The 17,882-nt window shown below is 62.4% G+C and carries 16 protein-coding genes; 10 read left to right on the top strand and 6 right to left on the bottom strand.

Going from position 1 to position 17,882, the window contains the following annotated elements:
• From K0F85_RS01105 to urtE, 7 genes are all read left to right on the top strand, one after another.
• Positions 1–670, top strand: a 670-nt coding sequence (locus tag K0F85_RS01105) for a PRC-barrel domain-containing protein (protein ID WP_219114166.1), incomplete at its 5' end; no start/stop codon positions are given.
• A 51-nt stretch (positions 671–721) separates the two neighbouring features.
• A complete protein-coding gene (locus K0F85_RS01100) occupies positions 722–1,588 on the top strand; it encodes an ADP-polyphosphate phosphotransferase (RefSeq protein ID WP_219114165.1) in 867 nt (288 codons plus the stop codon).
• A 317-nt stretch (positions 1,589–1,905) separates the two neighbouring features.
• Positions 1,906–3,159 (top strand): urea ABC transporter substrate-binding protein, encoded by a 1,254-nt coding sequence (urtA, locus tag K0F85_RS01095; protein ID WP_219114164.1) that lies wholly within the window; start codon positions 1,906–1,908, stop codon positions 3,157–3,159.
• 69 nt (positions 3,160–3,228) lie between these two features.
• Complete coding sequence (gene urtB / locus K0F85_RS01090; protein ID WP_219114163.1) at positions 3,229–4,815, top strand: urea ABC transporter permease subunit UrtB; 1,587 nt, start codon at positions 3,229–3,231, stop codon at positions 4,813–4,815.
• The gene (urtC, locus tag K0F85_RS01085) at positions 4,812–5,927 is read left to right on the top strand and encodes an urea ABC transporter permease subunit UrtC (RefSeq protein WP_219114162.1); all 1,116 of its coding nucleotides are present in this window, start codon (positions 4,812–4,814) and stop codon (positions 5,925–5,927) included. The genes urtB and urtC overlap by 4 nt, the downstream gene beginning before the upstream one ends.
• Entirely contained in the window at positions 5,924–6,754 is an 831-nt protein-coding gene (urtD, locus tag K0F85_RS01080; RefSeq protein ID WP_219114161.1) for an urea ABC transporter ATP-binding protein UrtD, read from the top strand. Before urtC ends, urtD begins: the two co-directional genes overlap by 4 nt.
• Positions 6,755–6,756: 2 nt before the next feature.
• Positions 6,757–7,455, top strand: coding sequence for an urea ABC transporter ATP-binding subunit UrtE (gene urtE / locus K0F85_RS01075; protein ID WP_219114160.1), 699 nt, complete (start codon positions 6,757–6,759; stop codon positions 7,453–7,455).
• 2 nt (positions 7,456–7,457) lie between these two features.
• On the opposite strand, the gene K0F85_RS01070 is transcribed toward urtE, so the two are convergent.
• Both K0F85_RS01070 and K0F85_RS01065 read right to left on the bottom strand, forming a co-directional pair.
• Positions 7,458–8,042 (bottom strand): chromate transporter, encoded by a 585-nt coding sequence (locus K0F85_RS01070; RefSeq protein ID WP_219114159.1) that lies wholly within the window; start codon positions 8,040–8,042, stop codon positions 7,458–7,460.
• Positions 8,039–8,632, bottom strand: a complete 594-nt coding sequence (locus K0F85_RS01065) for a chromate transporter (protein ID WP_219114158.1) — start codon at positions 8,630–8,632, stop codon at positions 8,039–8,041. The genes K0F85_RS01070 and K0F85_RS01065 overlap by 4 nt, the downstream gene beginning before the upstream one ends.
• A gap of 219 nt (positions 8,633–8,851) precedes the next feature.
• Here K0F85_RS01065 and K0F85_RS01060 point away from each other — a divergent pair, with 219 nt between their 5' ends.
• Positions 8,852–9,073, top strand: coding sequence for a hypothetical protein (locus K0F85_RS01060; protein ID WP_219114157.1), 222 nt, complete (start codon positions 8,852–8,854; stop codon positions 9,071–9,073).
• Positions 9,074–9,138: 65 nt separating this feature from the next.
• Here K0F85_RS01060 and K0F85_RS01055 read toward each other — a convergent pair whose 3' ends face one another.
• The 3 genes from K0F85_RS01055 to K0F85_RS01045 form a co-directional block, all read right to left on the bottom strand.
• Positions 9,139–9,312, bottom strand: a complete 174-nt coding sequence (locus tag K0F85_RS01055; RefSeq protein WP_219114156.1) for a hypothetical protein — start codon at positions 9,310–9,312, stop codon at positions 9,139–9,141.
• Between the two features lie 176 nt (positions 9,313–9,488).
• On the bottom strand, positions 9,489–10,088 hold the full coding sequence (locus K0F85_RS01050; protein ID WP_257572446.1) for a response regulator: 600 nt from the start codon (positions 10,086–10,088) through the stop codon (positions 9,489–9,491).
• Positions 10,089–10,450: 362 nt separating this feature from the next.
• Entirely contained in the window at positions 10,451–10,999 is a 549-nt protein-coding gene (locus tag K0F85_RS01045; RefSeq protein ID WP_219114155.1) for a phosphohydrolase, read from the bottom strand.
• Positions 11,000–11,209: 210 nt separating this feature from the next.
• Between K0F85_RS01045 and K0F85_RS01040 the strand changes: the two genes are divergently transcribed.
• Both K0F85_RS01040 and K0F85_RS01035 read left to right on the top strand, forming a co-directional pair.
• Complete coding sequence (locus K0F85_RS01040) at positions 11,210–14,353, top strand: NAD(P)-binding protein (RefSeq protein ID WP_257572445.1); 3,144 nt, start codon at positions 11,210–11,212, stop codon at positions 14,351–14,353.
• The gene (locus K0F85_RS01035; RefSeq protein WP_219114154.1) at positions 14,350–15,270 is read left to right on the top strand and encodes an alpha/beta hydrolase; all 921 of its coding nucleotides are present in this window, start codon (positions 14,350–14,352) and stop codon (positions 15,268–15,270) included. The genes K0F85_RS01040 and K0F85_RS01035 overlap by 4 nt, the downstream gene beginning before the upstream one ends.
• Here K0F85_RS01035 and K0F85_RS01030 read toward each other — a convergent pair.
• A partial coding sequence (locus K0F85_RS01030; RefSeq protein ID WP_257572444.1) for a hybrid sensor histidine kinase/response regulator occupies positions 15,252–17,882 on the bottom strand: 2,631 nt, incomplete at its 5' end. The genes K0F85_RS01035 and K0F85_RS01030 overlap by 19 nt on opposite strands.

Here is a 17,882-nt window from a genome sequence, read left to right as displayed (position 1 = left end):
CGCAGGCAAAGCCGATTGGCTGAGCAAGACCTTGCCCGTCTCCTTGACGCGCGAGCAAGTCAAGAACGCTCCCGATATCGATACCGACAAGCCGCTGACCCGCCAGCATGAGAGCAGCTATCTCGACTACTACAATTATCCTTATTATTGGGGTGGCATGGGCTTGTGGGGCAGCGCGGCCTATCCATCCATGCTCATGTCCGGCTATGGCGGCGACGACGCTGGTGCGGGCATCAACGCTGAAACGGACCGTGTCCAGGCGATCAGGCAAGACCGTGAGCGCGACGCCGACCCGCACCTGCGCAGCTGCAAGGCGGTGGCCGGATACCATATCGTCGCCATCGATGGCGAGATCGGACACGTCCAGGGCTTGCTGGTGGATGAAGACAGCTGGGCCATCCGCTATCTGGTGGTGCGTACCAGCAACTGGTGGATGGGCCACGAGGTGCTGCTGGCCCCGCAAAGCATCAGGCAAATGAGCTGGGCAGAACAGACTGTGAGTGTAGACCTGACGCGCGAGGCGCTGAGGCAGGCGCCCGCCTATGACCCGTCAGTGCCGCTGACGCGCGAGATGGAGACTGCCGTCTACCAGCACTACGGCTGGGCGGGGCACTGGCCGGGTGCGGCGTCTGCATCGGACCAGGCTGCCACTGCCCGGTCCGATGGCTGAGCGGCGGGCGGGCGCCCGCGCTGCCGAATGGTTGAGCACCAGGGAGTCAGCATGAAAATCGATGCCCAGGCATACAAGGTCGGCGAAGGCGATGCGGTGGACCTCGGTTTGTGGGCCACGAAGATCGATGCGCTGTGCAAATCGAAGAAGGCGTACCGCAAACAGTTGCAGGATCACGTCGAGCAGTTGAGCGATCAGCAGCGCATGCTGTACGCGTCGAACCGCCATGCCTTGCTGGTCGTGTTCCAGGCGATGGACACGGCCGGCAAGGACGGTGCCATCCGCCATGTGATGTCGGGCGTCAACCCGCAAGGCTGCCAGGTGTTCAGCTTTCAGCATCCCAGCGCGCGCGAACTGCTGCACGATTTTCTGTGGCGCACCACCCGCGACTTGCCCGAGCGGGGGCGCATCGGCATTTTCAACCGTTCCTACTATGAAGAGGTGCTGATCGTGCGCGTGCACAGGGATTTGCTGCACAGCGAATCCCTGCCCGACCCCGCTCCCGATGAATCCGTGTGGCAAGCCCGCTTCCGCTCGATCGTCGACCTGGAAAGGCATCTGCATGCCAACGGTACGCGCATCGTCAAGGTATTCCTGCACCTGTCCAAGGAGGAACAGCGCAAGCGGCTGCTGGCGCGCATCGACGAACCGGACAAGAACTGGAAATTCAGCGCGGCCGATATCGCCGAGCGTGCATATTGGGACGACTATATGCTGGCCTATGGCCATGCCCTGGCCGCCACCAGCACCGCCGATACGCCCTGGTTTATCGTGCCTGCCGACGACAAGCATAACGCGCGCCTGATCGTGTCGCAGATCGTGCTCGATGCCTTGCTCGGACTCAAATTAGGCTATCCCGTGGTCAGTGCGGCACGGCGGCGCGAGCTGAAGGCGATACGCAAGCAATTGGAGAAGTAAATTGCCGCCAGCACCCCCAGCGGGCTGGCGGCGGCAGTCTTTGCGCCCGTCTCGGGCGATGCTCAGCACCGCCATGGCGCGTGCAAAGCTGGTCTAGTTGATCGTCAGGTGCGCTTCCTGCACCATTACCCACCGTTTCCCCAGCCTCTGCCGCGCTGTTCACCAGCAGGTGGCACGGCCGCACCAAAATAGTGTGGCCGCAGCGTCGCGCCCCGCCTCCCTGTCCTGCTGCGCATGCCATGCATGCTGGCATGCATTCTGCTTTAATAACATCGTATGCCTAGCTCGACCCCCACGAACCATTCACAGGAGTCCCCATGTCACGACGCATCATCCTGAAAGCGGCTGCCGCCGGCGCACTGGCCCTGGCCACGTCCATCACCATGCAGGCAGCCTTGGCCGCCGATACGATCAAGGTGGGCATTTTGCACTCTCTGTCGGGCACCATGGCCATTTCCGAAACGTCGCTGAAAGACGTGGCCCTGATGACGATCGCTGAAATCAATGCCAAGGGTGGCGTGCTGGGCAAGAAGCTGGAAGCCGTCGTGGTCGACCCCGCGTCGAACTGGCCTTTGTTCGCGGAAAAAGCGCGCCAACTGGTGGCGCAGGATAAAGTCGCCGTGGTCTTCGGCTGCTGGACGTCGGTGTCCCGTAAATCCGTCTTGCCGGTGTTCAAGGAGCTCAACAGCCTGCTGTTTTACCCGGTGCAATACGAGGGCGAGGAGCTGGAAAAGAATGTGTTTTATACGGGCGCCGCGCCGAACCAGCAGGCGATCCCCGCCGTCGAATACCTGATGAGCAAGGATGGTGGCGGCGCCAAGCGTTTCGTGCTGCTGGGCACGGATTATGTGTATCCGCGCACCACCAACAAGATCCTGCGCGCTTTCCTGAAAAGCAAAGGCGTCAAGGAGAGCGATATCAGCGAGGTCTACACCCCGTTCGGCCACGCCGACTATCAAACCATCGTGGCCAACATCAAGAAGTTTTCCACCGGCGGCAAGACGGCCGTCATTTCCACCATCAATGGCGATTCCAACGTGCCGTTTTACAAGGAACTGGGCAATGCAGGCTTGAAAGCCACGGACGTGCCCGTCGTCGCGTTTTCCGTGGGTGAGGAAGAGCTGCGCGGCATCGATACCAAGCCCTTGCTGGGCCACCTGGCGGCGTGGAATTATTTCGAATCCGTCAAGAATCCCGTGAATGTCGCCTTCATCAAGCAGTGGAAGGCATATGCCGTGGCGCACAAGCTGCCGAACGCGGCTTCCGTCGTGACGAACGACCCCATGGAAGCGACCTATGTCGGCATCCACCTGTGGGCGCAAGCCGTGGAAAAAGCGAAATCGACGGACACGGACAAGGTGATTGCCGCCATGGCCGGCCAGAGCATGAAAGCACCATCGGGCTTCACCTTGACCATGGATGCGACGAATCACCACTTGCACAAGCCTGTGATGATCGGCGAGATCAAGGCCGATGGGCAATTCAATGTCGTGTGGAAAACCAAGGAAGCGATACGCGCACAGCCGTGGAGCCCGTTTATCAAGGGTAATGAGGGCAAGCAGAAGTTGTAAAGAGTCACGCCAGCGCCATCGGGCAATGCGTCCGGTGGCGCCGACCATCAACGCTTTCCCGGGAACTCAATGAGGCTATTTACATCGCTGCTGGTCTTTTTCTGCCTGTGCCTGTCATCCATGGCGCAGGCTGCCATCCCTGCCGACTTGCTGAAACCGTTGGCGGGCGACGATTCCGACGCCAGAGTCACCGCCGTCGCCCGGATCGCCGCCCTGGCCACGCCCGAGGCCGCCCGCGTGCTGCAAGCCTTGCAGGACGATGCCTTGTATGCCGCACCCGATGGCAGGGTCTACATCGTCGACGGCGAGCAGGCATACGACCCTGCCATCGGCAAGAGCGTGCCGCTGCCCGATGGCATCGATGGTGTAATGGTCAACAACCGCCTGCGCTCGGCCGTGGCGGGGGCCTTGTCGGGGCTGCAACTGCTGGCGCCCGAGCGGGCCACGCGTCTTGCCGCAGCGCAAGCGCTGCAGCAAGACGTGGACCCCGCGCAACTTCCCCTGATCCGCACCGCGCTGGCGCGGGAAAGCGATGGCGACATCCAACAGCTATTGCAGGTGCTGATCGCCAGCGCCAACTTGCACGCGCCCGATGCCGCCACGCGCAAGGCCGCCGTGCAGGCGCTGGCCGGCAGCAGCGATGCGCGCCTGCTGCCGGTGCTGCAAGCCATGCTGAACAAGGAAGGGGAGGCGGATGAAGGCGTGCAACTGGCCGCCATCGAGACCATGCGCCAGATCAAGGGGCGAGTGGCGCGCATGGAATTGGCCGGCACTGTGTTCTACGGCATTTCGCTGGGCAGCGTGCTGTTGCTGGCGGCCCTGGGCCTGGCCATCACATTTGGCTTGATGGGCATTATCAACATGGCACATGGCGAATTGCTGATGATAGGCGCCTACACGACGTATCTGTGCCAGCTGTTTTTCCGCACCTACCTGCCCGGCTTGCAGGATGCCTACCTGTTGGCCGCCTTGCCGGCCGCCTTTTTTGTTGCCGGCCTGGTGGGCGTGGTGCTGGAACGCACGGTGATACGCTGGCTGTACGGGCGACCGCTGGAAACCCTGCTGGCCACCTGGGGTATCAGCCTGATCCTCATGCAGCTAGTGCGCACCATCTTCGGCGCGCAAAACGTGGAAGTGGCCAATCCGGCCTGGATGTCTGGCGGCGTGACCGTGCTGGGCGGCCTCGTGCTGCCGTACAACCGGCTGGCCATCATCGTTTTCGCCATCGTCGTGGTGGTGGCCGTGTGGCTGATCCTGAACAGGACGCGCCTGGGCCTGTTCGTGCGGGCCGTCACGCAAAACCGTCGCATGGCCGATTGCGTGGGCGTGGCCACGGGCAAGGTCGACATGCTGACTTTCGGCCTCGGCTCCGGCATCGCAGGTCTGGGCGGCGTGGCCCTGTCGCAACTGGGCAATGTGGGGCCGGACCTGGGGCAGAGCTACATCGTCGACTCCTTCATGGTGGTGGTGCTGGGCGGCGTGGGCCAGCTGGCCGGTACCGTGATCGCCGCGCTGGGCCTGGGCGAAGTGAACAAATTCCTCGAACCGGTGGCGGGCGCCGTGCTGGCGAAGATCGCCATTCTGGTATTCATCATCATTTTCATCCAGCGCCGGCCGCAGGGCCTGTTTGCCATGAAGGGACGCAGCGTCGAATGACTACCTCTTATCAATCCAAGCAGGGCCTGTTTACGCGGCCCGTCTGGCTGGCGATTGCCGCCTGCGCGGTGCTGGCGGCGCTATTGCCGATATTCAATCTGGCGTTTGCCGAAGGGCATGCGTTGCACGTGTCCGCCTATACGGTGGCGCTGGTGGGCAAGTTCATGTGTTACGCGCTGGCCGCACTGGCGCTGGACCTGGTCTGGGGCTACACGGGCATCCTGTCGCTGGGCCACGGCGTGTTCTTTGCCCTGGGCGCGTACGCGCATGGCATGTATCTGATGCGCGCCATCGGCGACCAGGGTCAGTACCATAGCAGCTTGCCCGACTTCATGGTCTTTCTCGACTGGAAAACCTATCCCTGGTACTGGGCCTTTACGGAACACTTCTGGTACTGCATGGCCCTCGTCGTGCTGGTGCCGGGCGTGCTGGCTTTTGTGTTCGGTTACTTCGCGTTTCGCTCGCGCATCAAGGGCGTGTATTTTTCCATCATCACGCAAGCGATGACGTATGCCTTCATGCTCTTGTTCTTCCGTAATGACACCGGTTTTGGTGGCAACAACGGTTTCACGGACTTCAAGACCATCCTCGGCCATAGCATCACGGCACCGGCCACCCGGGCCGTGCTGTTCCTGCTGACCCTGGCCTTCCTGCTGACCGCCTTGGTCGGTGCGCGCGCCATCGTCCGCTCGAAACTGGGCAGGGTGCTGCAGGGCGTGCGCGACAGCGAGGCGCGCTTGATGTTCCTCGGTTATAACCCGCTGTGGTTCAAGCTCTTCGTCTGGACGCTATCGGCCGTGCTGTGTGGCATTGCCGGCGCCCTGTATGTGCCGCAGGTGGGCATCATCAACCCGTCCGAAATGTCGCCGGCGAATTCCATCGAAATGGTCGTGTGGGTGGCCGTCGGCGGACGCGGCACCCTGATCGGCCCGATTCTGGGCGCCTTCACCGTCAACGGCTTGAAAAGCTGGTTCACGGCCGCCTTGCCGGAACTGTGGTTGTTCGCGCTGGGGCTGCTGTTCATCGGCGTCACCCTGTTCATGCAGCATGGCATGCTGGGCGTGTTGAACAAGCTCAAACGCAAGCCCGGCGTGGCCGAGGAGGCAGCATGAGTATCCGCATGTTGCCCGGCATGGCTGGCGCCGAAGCGGGGGCCACTTACTCGCGCTTGAAAGGCGAAGGCGTCGACACCACCCATGGCGCCATCCTGTACCTGGAAGATATCAGCGTGTCATTCGACGGCTTCAAGGCCATCAACAAGCTGAGCCTCGACATCTCCGTGGGCGAATTGCGCTGCATCATCGGCCCTAACGGGGCGGGCAAGACGACGATGATGGATGTCATCACGGGCAAGACGCGGCCCACGTCCGGCACGGCCTGGTTCGGCCAGACCATGAACCTGGCGACCATGACGGAAGCGCAAATCGCCCATGCGGGCATCGGCCGCAAGTTCCAGCGCCCCACCGTGTTCGAGCAGCACACGGTGTTCGACAACCTGGAACTGGCCATGAAGCTCGACAAGCGCGTGGCGCCCACGCTGTTTGCGCGCCTGACGTCCGAGCAGCAAGGCAAGATCGAAGCGATCTTGCGCTTGATCCGCCTCCATGGCCACGAGGCGCGGCCGGCCGGCTTGCTGTCGCACGGGCAAAAGCAGTGGCTGGAAATCGGCATGCTGCTGATGCAGGAGCCGCAGCTGATTCTGCTGGACGAACCGGTGGCCGGCATGTCGGATGCGGAAACGGCGCGCACGGCAGAGTTGCTCAATGAATTGCGCGGCAAACACTCCATCATGGTGGTCGAGCATGACATGGGTTTCGTCACGGAGATTGCCCAGCAAGGCATTGTCACCGTGCTGCATGAAGGGGCCGTGCTGGCGCAGGGGCGCATGGACGAGGTGCAAGCCGACGAGCGCGTGATCGAAGTCTATCTGGGAAGGTAAGCATGCTGGAAGTCGAACAATTGAATCAATACTATGGCTCCTCGCACACCTTGCGCGGCATCAACCTGTCGGCCCGCAAGGGCGAATGCCTGGCTTTGCTGGGCAGGAATGGCGTGGGCAAGACGACCTTGTTGAAATGCCTGATGGGCGTGCTGCCCGTGGCGCAGGGCAAGGTGGTGTTTGACGGGCGCGACATCACCAGGCTGGCGCCGCATGCGCGCGCCAAGCTGGGCATCGCCTATGTGCCGCAGGGGCGCGATATCTTCGCCCGCTTGACGGTCGAGGAAAACCTGCTGATGGGCATGGCGGTGAAGCGGGGCAGGCAGGCTGCGCGCATCGACCCCCACGTGTATGAACTGTTCCCGGTATTAAAAGAGATGCTGCAGAGGCGTGGCGGCGATTTGTCGGGCGGGCAACAGCAGCAGTTGGCCATCGCCCGCGCCTTGCTGGCCGAGCCGCAGCTGATCATCTTCGATGAGCCGACCGAGGGTATCCAGCCGTCCGTGATCAAGGATATCGGCAGGGTCATTGCGCTGTTGAAGCAGCGCGGCGACATGGCCATCGTGCTGTGCGAACAGTATTTTGATTTTGCCCGCGAACTGGCCGACGAATTCATCGTCCTGTCGCGCGGCAGCGTGGTGGCCAGCGGAGCGGCGGCGCAGATGGATGGCGAGGACGTGAAGCGCCACCTGGCCGTGTAGGCTCACACCAGCTGCAGCCACCCCAGCACGGCGCCGGCCGCCAGCAGCCACAATAAATGGATCTTCGTGCGCCAGATGAGCAGGCCGGCCACGATGGACAGGCTCCACAGGGGCCAGTCCGTGCGCAGTTCATGGTTGGCGCCGCCCAGTATCATGCCGGTGGAAATCAGGAGGGCGACGACGATGGGCGCCATGCCCTGCTTGAAGGCGCGTACGGGGCGCAGGTCGCGGTTGCGGTAGCCCCACTGGGCCGCCAGGTAGGTGAGGGTGGTGCTGGGCAGCATGATCCCCACCATTGTGATGAACACGCCGAGGTAGGCGGCGGGATAACTGCCCGCGTTCATGCCCACGTTCCAGCCCATCAGGGCCACGAACAGCACGTTAGGACCGGGCGCGGCTTGCGCGATGGCGATCGATTCATTGAATTGCGCCTGCGTCAGCCAACCTTGCTGCTCGACGAGGAAGCGGTGCATTTCGGAGGTGGTGGAAATGGCGCCGCCGATCGACATCAGCGACAGCATCAGGTAGTGGCTAAACAGGTTCAGCCAGTCGCCCGCGCTCAACACCAGTTGCAGGGGCGGCGTCATGCAGGCAGCTTCCGGTACGTCAGCAGGCAGCCTATGCCACCCAGGCCCAGCAGGATGTACAGCAGGGGCCAGCGCAGGACGGCCACCATCAGCACGCCCAGCACGGTGATGCATAAGGTCAGCCACAAGGGCAGCGGATGCTTGACCAGCGCGGTCGCCAGTTTCACGCCCGTGGCGGCGATCATGCCGGCCGACACGGCCGCCATGCCGCGCAGGGCGCCCGCCATGTGCGGGTTGTCGCCAAAGCGCGTGTACAGCACGCCCAGCAGCAGCACGATAACGAGGGGCACGGCCAGCATGCCGGCCAGCGCCGTCAGCGCGCCCCGCAAGCCGAAATAGCGTCCGCCCACCATCAGCGACAGGTTGGCGACATTCGGCCCCGGCATGATTTGCGCCACGGCCCAGTCTTCCAGGAATTCCTCTTGCGTCAGCCAGCGCTTGCGCTCGACCATTTCGCGCTGAATGACGGCCAGCACGCCGCCAAAGCCTTGCAGGGCCAGCCAGGTGAACGAGAAGAACAGGTCGGCCAGCGAGGCCGGTTGCGGGCGGGGCAGGTCGGGCGGGAGGGGGGGAAGGGGGGATGAGGGCATGGCTGATTATCGCCGTGGCTGTTCGCGCTTGTCCATCGCTTTCGGCCGCGCTTGTGCCTGCAAGAAAAAAACGTGGCTCGTGTTTCCCTGCCATTGACATCGAGAATTTATCAGCAATACTTTATCGGCAACATGAGTTCTGTCCCTGTCCGCGCTGGCGCGATGCGTATTGCCATGCCGTCTCCACCCTTCCGTCCCCCTTCGCAGGAGTTGTTCATCATGCTTAATTCCACAGAAACGCTGCATATGCCCGTTAAAACCGTGGTGCCGCACGCCCGGGTCGATCAGGCGATGTGCGATATCGTCAACCTGGGCATCGCCGTGCAGGCGGCCTTCAGCACCTTGTGCGCGCTGGAATACCTGAAGTCATACAATGTTGCCCCTGCACTGATCGAGCGCGTGCTGCTGCATCCTGAGCAGCGCCGCCAGACCGTGCACTGAGTTTCTGCACGGCAACAGTGTTGCCGGCAGCGCCAGTCCGGCGTTGTCGGATTGATCATTGCGGCTCAGTTATGCACAAATGATGGGTTGGCGAAATGGTCGAAATAATTTTCTTGTGATGATGTGTGATTTTCTAAGTGATTGATTTTAATGGATTTTATTTTTGCCCTTTGATTGAGCAGTTTATTGAAAGCCGCACCGGCTGTGGCTTTGAAGCCTGTCAATAGGCGCTTATCCACAAAGATATCCACAGTCCGTGTGGATATCTGAAAAAGCGCTTAACAATCCGTTACTTAGGAAATCAAGGCCGGTCGGCACCTGCCATCGGCAGACAAGATGGGCCAAAACGGGGCATGCAACAAGCCTGTATGCCTATCCAGTGCTCTCTTTTTATGACTGAAAGTAGCGGCCCTGTTCAGGGCGTGCCGCCGGCCGGCGGCACTGGCGCATCGCCGCACTGGGCCAGGGCTGCAGCAAGCTCGGCTACCTGTTGCTGCGCTTCGCGCAAGGTGGCGTAGGTGCGCAGCGAGGCAATCACGGTGGTGAACAACTTGCGCGTGGTCAAGTCGGTCTTGCACCAGAAATCGTTGATGTCGTAGTCGATGATGATGCGGTGTTCCAGTGCCTGGCCAGGCTGGCCTGTGCGCAGGATGATGCGCACGGCACTGTTGTGCAGTTCTTCGCGCACCTGGCGCGCCACTTGTAGCCCGGCATCCTGGGTTTCCATGATCACATCGAGCAGCACGACGGCGATATCGGGCGTGCTGCGCAGCAAGGCCAGCGCCTCGTCGCCCGAATATGCGTGCAAAAAGCTCAGCCTGCGGCCCTGGAAACTGGCCTGGCTGAGGGCAAACTTGGTCACCACATGCACGTCGACATCGTCATCGACGATCAGCACGCGCCATGGCGCCGCGTTGGCAGTCTCTGCCGACGCGTCTGCCAGTTCCTGCGGCTCGTCAACGAGCCAGTCAGGTTCGTCCGCCCCCTTGGCGGCGCTATCGCTTTCCATATTCATGCGTTTATCCACCGTTGATCGTACTCGCTACTCCACACTATGCCAGTCTGCGGGCTTTGTCAAAACAATGCTGTTCAGGCAAGACGGCCTGAGGCCAGGATGTCGTCTGCACGGCAAAATATATTTTCATGGCGGTAGAGTAAGTTTGTTCAAGCGCAAACTCATAATTCCAAGTCATTGATTTCATTGGGTTAAAAAAATGCCTGTGAAATCAGCAAATTGTTGAGACCCGCATCAATACTGGTGTTGCGGCTTGTCAAGAGGGGCTTATCAACAACTTTATCCACAGTTGCTGTGGATATCTAAAAAAGCCGTGTAAAAACCGGGGCTTAGCACCCGTTCATGTGGCAGGGGGGAAGCCTTCATGCGGCAAGCCCAAGCCCGCTCAACTGGGCAAAGGCATGCAGGAAGCGCTGCTTGGCTTCGGCCGGACCCATGGCCTCGATTATACCGGGCAAGGGGGTGACGCCGTCAAGGTAAGCCCAGCGTTCGGCCGAGTGCGGCATCAGGTCGCGCTTTTCCGTGGCCAGTGCGATCAGGTCGGCCCGTTTGATGGGTGCGTAATCGGAAAAATCCAGGCCATACGTGGCGGCGATGATGGCGCTGACCTTGTCTTCCAGCACGGCAAATTCCGGCAGCAACACTTTCAAGGGCTTCACCATGTCACCCAGGTAGGCTTCTGCCGCGTCATGCAGCAGGGCGGCCAGGCGCAAATGCGGCGGCACCAGTTCGGCGACAATCAGGCTGTGCTGGGCAACCGAGTAAAACACTTGCGTCTGTCCATTGAAGCGGCACTGGTAAGCGAGGCCGTGGGCGATGTCTTCGATGGCGACCTTGTCGATATGCGGGCGCAAGGGATAAAAACGGTTGCCTGAATAAGTGGAAACATAGTCGGTGGTAATCATTGCCATGGCAGGGTGCTCGGAACGCTCAAGATGCGTCCATCCTACACCTGATGGCATGGGCTTGCCCCTGTCGCCGTGCGCAAGCACCTTGTTGCCGCGATGGAAGCTAAGCTATGCATCTTGGCAAATCCTTTAATTTATTTCATATCATTTATTGAACTTTCTCAAATACACTGTAGAAATCTTGTTTGAATGAAACTTAAAGGGGACAGGGCAATGACGGCGATACCTTCGGCAAGACCTTCGTATATCTATCAGGGCGGTTCGGTGATGATGCATGCGCCGCTGCAATTGAAACAGTCGGAAATGTATGGTTATTTCGTCAAGGGTGACCTGGCGAAATTGCAAGCGACCGTGAACACCACCCTGAACCAGGTGGCGGGTCGCAAAATGACCCTGAAAGCCCTGTCGCCGTATGTGATGCTGACGTTTACGCGCGTCAACCATGCAGACTCCGCCAACCCCGTCGACCAGGCCAAGGGCTGGATCACGGAAGTCGATATCGTCACCTGGATCATGGTCGGCGAAATGGATGCGGCGGGCAAGCTCGCGCATATCTATTGGTACCCTTGCCATATTTTCGTCGATGATGCGATGGCCCTGATCAACGGGCGCGAACTGTTTGGCTATCCGAAATACCTGTGCGACTACGAGATTCCCGCCGCCGGCAGCGAGCCGCTGCGCTGCTCCGTCGCTGCCAAGGGTTTCCAGCATTTTTCGCCGGAAACGAAACTGGCCCTGCACCCTCTGCTGGAAGTCAACGCCACCGTGCGTACGGGGCAGCATAAGAGCGTCAACAGTTTTCTCGAACTCATCGAGCAGGCCTTCCAGATTTTCCTCTCGATCCCCGATTTCTTCGACATGGACCAGGCTGGCTGGGCCGACATCCTGTCGCTGCTGCGCCAGCCGCGCATCGACCAGATATTCCTCAAGCAGTTTCCCGACAGCGCAGGTGTGAAGGCCGTGTACCAGGCCCTGGTGGCCGCGCCGGCCGAGATCAAGCGCCTGCACAGCGCGCGCCTGCTCGGCTACGAATACGAATGCACTTTGCACGCCTTCGACAGCTTCCCGCTGGACCAGACGCTGGGCTTGCAGCTGGGACCACAGGCGGCGATTTTGCCGTTCAATGTGAATTTTGATTTCACGGCCATGCCGGGCGAGGAACTGGTCGACAATTCGACGATCGCGCCGGAAAAGATCGCCATCCTGGGCGGCGGCGTGGCGGCCATGACGGCCGCGTATTATCTGACCAACCAGCCGGGTTGGCAAAACCGGCACGCCATCACCGTCTACCAGTTGGGATGGCGTCTGGGCGGCAAGGGCGCCAGCGGGCGCAATGCGCAGCTTGGCCAGCGCATCGAAGAACATGGCCTGCACATCTGGTTCGGCTTTTATGCGAACGCCTTCAAGATGATCAAGGAAGCGTACGCCAGCCTGGAGCGCCCGCCAGGCGCACCGCTGGCCACCTGGCGCGACGCCTTCAAGCAGCACGATTACGTGGCCCTGTCGGAAGACGTCAAGGGACAATGGCGTAACTGGTCCATCGTCTTTCCCACCTTGCCGGGCGAGCCTGGCGAGGGCGGCGAAGACATCACGCTGTGGCAGATGGCCATTGCGATGGTGGGTTGGATCGAGCAGTGGATACGCCAGATCCGGCGCGTGGCGGATGCCGACGCGCGCATCGTCCGCGCCAGTGCATCGCAAGGCGAGGGTGTGTGGCCGGGCTGGCTGCGCCGCCTGGCCGATGAAGTGGTGGGGCAGGCCGATGAACTGGGGCTGGACGTGGGCCTGTCCGTGGGCGCGCTGGCGGCGCTGGTGGCCGATCTGGCGCCGGACTCCGCGCGCCACGACCAGGCCCGCCACCAACTGCTGGCCAGCACCCTGAACGGCATCCGCGCCTGGCTGCGCCTGCGCTACCGTGCACTGATCGACGGCGACGATGAATTGCGCCGCCTGTTCACCTGCCTGGACCTGGGTATCACGGTCATGAAGGGCATGTTCGAAGATGGCGTGTTCAAGAATGGTTTTGACGTCATCAACGACATCGATTTCCGCGCCTGGCTGCGCAAGCATGGCGGCGATGAGCAGTTCAGCGTCAATTCGGCGCCCGTGCGGGGCTTTTATGACCTGGTGTTTGCTTACGAAGGTGGCGATTTCGCCAAGCCGAATATCGAGGCGGGCACCTTGCTGCGGGCCATGGCGCGCATCGGCCTGGCCTACAAGGGCGGCATCATGTTCAAGATGCAGGCGGGCATGGGTGACACGATTTTCACGCCATTGTACGAAGTACTCGCCAAGCGGGGCGTGGAATTCAAATTCTTCCAGCGCGTGGAAGAACTGGTGCCGGGCGCAGGCGACATCGACAGCATCCGCATCACGCAGCAGGTGCAATTGAAGGACCCTGCCGCCGGCTACGCGCCGCTGGTGGACGTGAAAGGCCTGGCTTGCTGGCCCAGCGCGCCCGATTTCGCACAGATCGAACCGGCCCAGGCGGCGCTGCTGCAAGCGCAGGAAATCAATCTGGAATCGTACTGGAGCGACTGGCCGCAGCAGTATGCACAGGCATTCTGCCGCCAGCTGCCCGCCACGGTCTTGCAGAAGGGCGTCGATTTCGACAAGGTGGTGTTCGGCATTTCCATCGGCTCGCTGCAGGCTTTATGTCCGCAACTGCTGGCGCAAAGTCCGGCCTTGCAACTGGCTGCCGACAAGGTGAAAACCGTGGCCACGCAGGCTTACCAGGTGTGGCTCAACAAGGATTTGAAGCAGATGGGCTGGACCACGCAGCCCAAAGGCCAGCAACCCGTGCTGTCGGCCTTCACGGAGCCGTACGACACGTGGGCGCCGATGGACCAGTTATTGGCGCGCGAAGACTGGCCGGCGGGGCTGGAGCCGAAGAATGTGTCCTACTTTTGCAGCGCCTTCCCCGTCGACAGCTATCCGCCTGTCACCGACGCGGGCTTTCCCGTCCGCTGCGCGGCCAAGGCGAAAGAGGGCGCGCTGCACCAGCTGGAGCGCGAGATCGGCGCGCTGTGGCCCGAGGCGGGCGCGCCTGGCGCGTTCCCGTGGCAATGGCTGGTCGATGCGAAAGCCGGCACGGGACCGGCGCGCTTCGACAGCCAGTACTGGCGTGCCAACGTCGACCCGTCCGAACGCTACGTGATGTCGGTGGTGGGCAGCACGCAGTACCGGCTGGCCACCGACCAGTCGGGCTTTTCCAATCTGTTCCTGACGGGCGACTGGATCAGGACGGGCTTGAACGCAGGCTGCGTGGAAGCGGCCGTGATGGCGGGCATGCAAACATCGCGCGCCATGACGGGCTATCCGGCCGTGATCCAGGGCGAGACGGATTTCCAGGCATGAAGCGACTGAGGCTGTTGTGTCTTGTCCTTGTCCACCTGCACGCCGGCGCGGCGCCGGCGGGCGCTATTCTGTTGTGGCCAGGTGCGCCGCCCGGTGGCGCGGCGCCGGGCCCGCAGCGCGGTAGCGCCAAGGGTTCCATTACGCAGGTCGAGCAGCCCTATTTGATCGTGCACCGCCCGGCGCAGCCGAACGGCACGGCCATCGTGCTGGTCAGTGGCGGCGGCTATGCGCATATCGAGGCGGGCAGGGAAAGCGGCCCGGCCGCCGACTGGTTGCAAGCGCAAGGCATCACCGCCTTTGAGCTCGTGTACCGCTTGCCGCAAGAGGGAGGCGGCCCGGCCGCGCCCTTCCAGGACGGCCAGCGCGCCATGCGCGTGGTCCGTGCACATGCGGCGCAGTGGCAGGTCGACCCGTCGCGCATCGGCATGCTCGGTTTTTCCGCCGGCGCCCACCTGGCCGGCATGACGGCCGTCGAAGCGGATGCATGCCGTTATGCGCCCGTCGACGCGGCGGACGCCGTATCCGCGCGGCCCGATTTTGCCGTGCTGCTGTATCCCGTGCTGACCATGCAGCGTCCCTTCGACACGACGCATGCGAAGAAGCAGTTGCTGGGTGCCCATCCCACGCAGGCGGCGCGCGATGCCTGGTCGGTGGAACGGCACGTCGATGCGCGCACGCCGCCGGTTTTCATCGCCCAGGCGCAGGACGACCCGATTGCGCCGCCCGGGAACAGTGTGCTGATGGCTGCGGCCCTGCGCCGCGCGGGCGTACCCGTGGAGCTGCACCAGTTCCAGAGCGGCGGCCATGGCTGGGGCCTGGGCAAGCCTGGCAGCGAGCCGGCCGCCTGGCCGCAATTGTTGCTGGCGTGGCTGCAATCGCATGGCTGGATGAATCGAGCTCAGTTGGTGGCGGGCTGAGCTTCCAGGTCGTGCCGCGCCACCTCCAGCGCCGCCTGCAGCTGTGGCAGGAATTGCTCCACGTTGTCGAGCTGGCCATTCGATGCCAGGGTTTCCATCTGGTGGCACAGGCCGTGCAGGGTGGGGCGGCTCAGGTAGCCGGCGCTGCCTTTCAAGGCATGGAAGGCGGCAGCGGCCGCGCTGGCGTTACCATCGCGCACGGCGTGGCATGCCAGGTCCAGGCGCCGTGGCGCCTCCGTCAGGAATGCTTGCGCGATGCGCTGCAAGTGCTGCGGCGACAGGCCCGCCAGCGGCAGGATGTGCACGGGCGCCGTCATGGGATCGGCCGATGCGGGTGGCGCGTCGTCGGCGGCGTCCAGCCCGAACTGGCGCGCCAGCGCGTCATCGTCTTGCGGCGGGGACGGTGGCAGCGCGTGGCCGCGCGCCAGCAGCAAGTCGATGATGGCGTCGATTTTCTCGAACAGCAGCGCTTCATCGACAGGCTTGCTGAGGAAGTCATCCATGCCGGCGGCCAGGTAGCGTTGCCGGTCATGTTCGCTGGCGTTGGCCGTCAGCGCGAGAATGGGGATGTGCGCGTCGGGAATGGCAAATTGGGCGTTGCCGCCGGCGCGGATCAGGCGCGCCGCCTGTTCGCCATCCATCAGCGGCATGCGGCCATCCATCAGCACGCAATCGTAAGGGCCCGCGCCCAGCGCGCGCAGTGCCTGCTCGCCGTTTTCCACGATGGTCACGTCATGTCCCATGCCTTCCAGCAGGGTGCCGATGATGATCTGGTTGGTGCGCACGTCTTCGGCGCACAGGATGCGCAGGCGGCAGGCGTGGCGCGCCTTGCGTACAGGTCGGCGCGGGTCGGCTGCCGGCGCGCTGCCGGGCGTCATGGGCAAGGTGAAATGGAAGCGCGAGCCGATGCCGACCCGGCTTTCCACGCCGATGGTGCCATCCATCAGTTCGACCAGTTCCTTGCAGATGGCCAGGCCCAGGCCCGTGCCGCCATAGCTGCGCGTGGTGGAATGGTCGGCTTGCTCGAATTTCTGGAACAGCCGCGGCAAGGTGTTCGCGTCGATGCCAGGGCCCGTGTCGCTGATGATGAATTCGATGTCGCTGCGGCCATCGCGGCGCGGCGGCGTGCGGGCGCGCCGCACTTCCAGCTGCACTTCGCCATTCGCCGTGAATTTCAGGGCGTTCCCCAGCAGGTTGATGAGGATTTGCCGCAATCGCGTGGGATCTGCGCATACGTAGCGTGGCAAGTCCAGCGCCAGTTCGCGGCGCAGCAGCAGGCTCTTGGCGTCGGCCTGGCCCTGCACGATGCCGGCCGCGTCGCCGATCAGCGCCAGCAAGTCGAAGTCCACGGTTTCCAGGGTCAGCTTGCCCGCGTCGATCTTCGAGAAATCGAGGATGTCATTGAGGATGGTCAAGAGTGAGACGCCATTGTGCAGGCCGATGCGCAGGTATTCCTGCGTGCGGCCCTTGACGGACTGGTCGCGCAGGGCGAACTTCAGCATGCCGATCACGCCGGCGAGCGGGGTGCGGATGTCGTGGCTCATGGCCGAGAGGAAGTCGATGCGGTGGCGGCTGACCACTTCCGCATGCTCCTTGGCCTTCAGCAGGGCGTCGTTGCTGAGGGTGAGCGCCAGGGTGCGCTCCTGCACGCGTTGTTCCAGGTTGTTGCGCAGCAGGCGGATCTGGTCGGCCAGGGCAAAGGCAAGCAGCAAGCCGTCGAAGGTGCCGCCGAGCAGTGTCACCAGCTGGGCGTTGGCCACCATGGCCGGCATCAGGCCCAAGTTGGCCGGCAGGATCAAAAAGCCGGGCAGCATCAGGGCGACGAAGGCCAGCACGAAGAATCGCGCCGGCTGGTAGCCGCGGCACCAGACGACGACGCCGCAGATGAGCGCCATCAGCATCCAGATGCTGATGGCGATGGTGGCCAAGGTGTGCGCATACGACAGGGCAAAGAAACAGCTGGGCAAGAGCAGCAGGGGCAGCACCAGGTTGACCTTGCTGAGGTGGTAGAGCAGGGGAGAGTAGTCGCGCAGACGCAGGAAATGCATGTAGAACAGGGTGCTGAAGACAGGCAGCAGGAAGAACGGCACGTAATGCAGCTGCAGCATGTGCCAGTCGAACAGGTCGGCAAAGACGTGGAAGGTCATGGCCCAGGCCAGGCCGTACGTCAGCACATACAGCGCGTAATAGGCCGAGGCTTTTTCCAGGGTGATGGAAAAGATGAAGAAATTGAACAGGCCCAGCGCCAGCAGGGCGCCGATGGAGGCCACCATCAGGAAATTTTCCTTGCCTACCAGCTTGCGGTAATCCTGCTGCGTCTTCACGCCGAACAGAGGGGCGCGCGCGTAGTAGGGGCTGGAAAAGCGGATCAGGATGTCATACGTGGCGCCCGGCGCCAGCTGCACGTTCCTGCCGTAGTGCAACAAGTACTCGTGCGGACGCTGGTAGCCCGTCAGCAAGGTCTGCGGCGCCGCGTGCTGCCCGGGGCCATACACGTAGAGGTCGACCAGGTCGATCAGGGTGTCGTTCGGGTCGATGACCCAGGCCGCTACGCTGCTGTCGTTGCGCACTTGCGCATGCAGCCAGTAGGCGCCGCCGAACAGGTCGACTTG

Origin of the sequence: Janthinobacterium sp. UMAB-56, from assembly GCF_900095265.1 — a bacterium.
In the GTDB taxonomy this organism is placed as follows: domain Bacteria; phylum Pseudomonadota; class Gammaproteobacteria; order Burkholderiales; family Burkholderiaceae_D; genus Janthinobacterium.
This window is presented reverse-complemented; position numbering and strand designations above follow the sequence as displayed.

What these genes read in the sequence shown, in the direction of transcription:
- K0F85_RS01100 (WP_219114165.1), top strand. Translation starts at nt 722, where the DNA reads ATGAAAATCGATGCCCAGGCATACAAGGTCGGCGAAGGCGATGCGGTG.
- urtA (WP_219114164.1), top strand. Translation starts at nt 1,906, where the DNA reads ATGTCACGACGCATCATCCTGAAAGCGGCTGCCGCCGGCGCACTGGCC.
- urtB (WP_219114163.1), top strand. Translation starts at nt 3,229, where the DNA reads ATGAGGCTATTTACATCGCTGCTGGTCTTTTTCTGCCTGTGCCTGTCA.
- urtC (WP_219114162.1), top strand. Translation starts at nt 4,812, where the DNA reads ATGACTACCTCTTATCAATCCAAGCAGGGCCTGTTTACGCGGCCCGTC.
- urtD (WP_219114161.1), top strand. Translation starts at nt 5,924, where the DNA reads ATGAGTATCCGCATGTTGCCCGGCATGGCTGGCGCCGAAGCGGGGGCC.
- urtE (WP_219114160.1), top strand. Translation starts at nt 6,757, where the DNA reads ATGCTGGAAGTCGAACAATTGAATCAATACTATGGCTCCTCGCACACC.
- K0F85_RS01070 (WP_219114159.1), bottom strand. Translation starts at nt 8,042, where the DNA reads ATGACGCCGCCCCTGCAACTGGTGTTGAGCGCGGGCGACTGGCTGAAC.
- K0F85_RS01065 (WP_219114158.1), bottom strand. Translation starts at nt 8,632, where the DNA reads ATGCCCTCATCCCCCCTTCCCCCCCTCCCGCCCGACCTGCCCCGCCCG.
- K0F85_RS01060 (WP_219114157.1), top strand. Translation starts at nt 8,852, where the DNA reads ATGCTTAATTCCACAGAAACGCTGCATATGCCCGTTAAAACCGTGGTG.
- K0F85_RS01050 (WP_257572446.1), bottom strand. Translation starts at nt 10,088, where the DNA reads ATGAATATGGAAAGCGATAGCGCCGCCAAGGGGGCGGACGAACCTGAC.
- K0F85_RS01045 (WP_219114155.1), bottom strand. Translation starts at nt 10,999, where the DNA reads ATGGCAATGATTACCACCGACTATGTTTCCACTTATTCAGGCAACCGT.
- K0F85_RS01040 (WP_257572445.1), top strand. Translation starts at nt 11,210, where the DNA reads ATGACGGCGATACCTTCGGCAAGACCTTCGTATATCTATCAGGGCGGT.
- K0F85_RS01035 (WP_219114154.1), top strand. Translation starts at nt 14,350, where the DNA reads ATGAAGCGACTGAGGCTGTTGTGTCTTGTCCTTGTCCACCTGCACGCC.